Annotated in this window: 1 pseudogene; it reads left to right on the forward strand. The window is 66.2% G+C overall.

Going from position 1 to position 1,496, the window contains the following annotated elements:
* A pseudogene (locus GA0115254_RS02010) lies at positions 1-1,496 on the forward strand (hypothetical protein); the annotation flags it as partial.

Below are 1,496 nucleotides of genomic sequence, written 5' to 3' on the forward strand. Positions count from 1 at the left end.
TCGGCGGCCAAGGACAAGCCCGTCACCCCGATGACCCCGGACCAGCCCCCGGCCAACCCGGGCGCCCCCTCCGCGACCGACGCGATCCCTGAAAAACAGCCCGCCTCCGTCACGGACTTCTCCCAGGGCCCCGCCGAGAACGACCAGGCCATGGCGGACGCCGAGGTCACCGAGGACCAGCTCGCCAAGGGCAACGAGCCCGAGTTCGACCAGGCCCTCTCCGCGAAGAAGACCGCCGAGACGGACTCCGCGAAGGCCCCCGCCAAGGGCAAGGAGGCCGAAACCCAGCAACTCACCACAGCGAAGGCCGGAGCGGCGGCCACCGGCGCCCAGGCCATGACCGCCCTGACCGCGACCCGCGCCTCGGCCGGGAAACAGGTCGACGGCGGGAAGAGCGACACCAAGTCCAAGGACGAGAAGAAACGCGCCGAGGTCACGGCAAAGCTGCAGAAGGTCTACGACGGCACGAAGAAGGACGTCGAGGACACCCTGTCCGGCCTGGACAAGAAGGTCGACACCGCGTTCACGACGGGTGAGAAGGCGGCCCGGGACGCGTTCACCGCCGACCACAAGCGCCGGATGAAGGCCTACAAGGACAAGCGGTACTCGGGCTGGACCGGCAAGGCCCGCTGGGTCAAGGACAAGTTCGCCGGCCTGCCCAACGAGGCCAACAACCTCTACCAGGAGGCCCGCAAGCTCTACGTCGCAAAGATGCAGACCGTCATCTCCTCCGTCGCCGACATCATCGGCACCGAACTCGGCAAGGCCAAGGCCCGCATCGCCAAGGGCCGCACCGAGCTGAAGGCGGAGGTCGACAAGCTTCCCGCCGACCTGCGCCAGTTCGGCGAGGACGCGGCCAAGGACTTCGCGGGGAAGTTCGACGACCTGGAAGCCACCGTCAACGAAAAGTCCGAACAGCTCGTCCAGGACCTCGCCACGAAGTACACCGCAGCCCTGAACAAGATCGACGAGGAGATCAAGAAGCTCCAGGAGGCCAACAAGGGCCTGATCGACAAGGCGAAGGACGCGATCGTCGGTGCCATCAAGACGATCAACGAACTGAAGAACCTCCTCCTCAGCATCCTCGCCAAGGCCGCCTCAGCCATCATGAAGATCATCAAGGACCCCATCGGCTTCCTGGGCAACCTGGTCAAGGCAGTGGGAGCGGGCCTCAACCTCTTCATCACCAACATCGCCGACCACCTCAAGACCGGCGTCGTGTCCTGGCTGCTCGGCACCGCCGTCAAGGCCGGCCTCGAACTCCCCCAGAAGTTCGACCTCAAGGGCATCATCCAGCTCATCGCCTCCCTCCTCGGCCTGACCTGGGCCAACATCCGCGCCCGCATCACCCGCAAGGGCATCCCCGACCAGGCCATGACCGCCGTCGAAACCTCCGTCCCCGTCGCCCAGACCCTCGCCCGCGAAGGCCCCGCGGGCGCCGTCAAGGAAATCACCGCCGAAGCCGGCGACCTCAAGGCCACCATCCTCGAAAAACT

This window comes from Streptomyces sp. Ncost-T10-10d, from assembly GCF_900091955.1.
Lineage (GTDB): Bacteria > Actinomycetota > Actinomycetes > Streptomycetales > Streptomycetaceae > Streptomyces.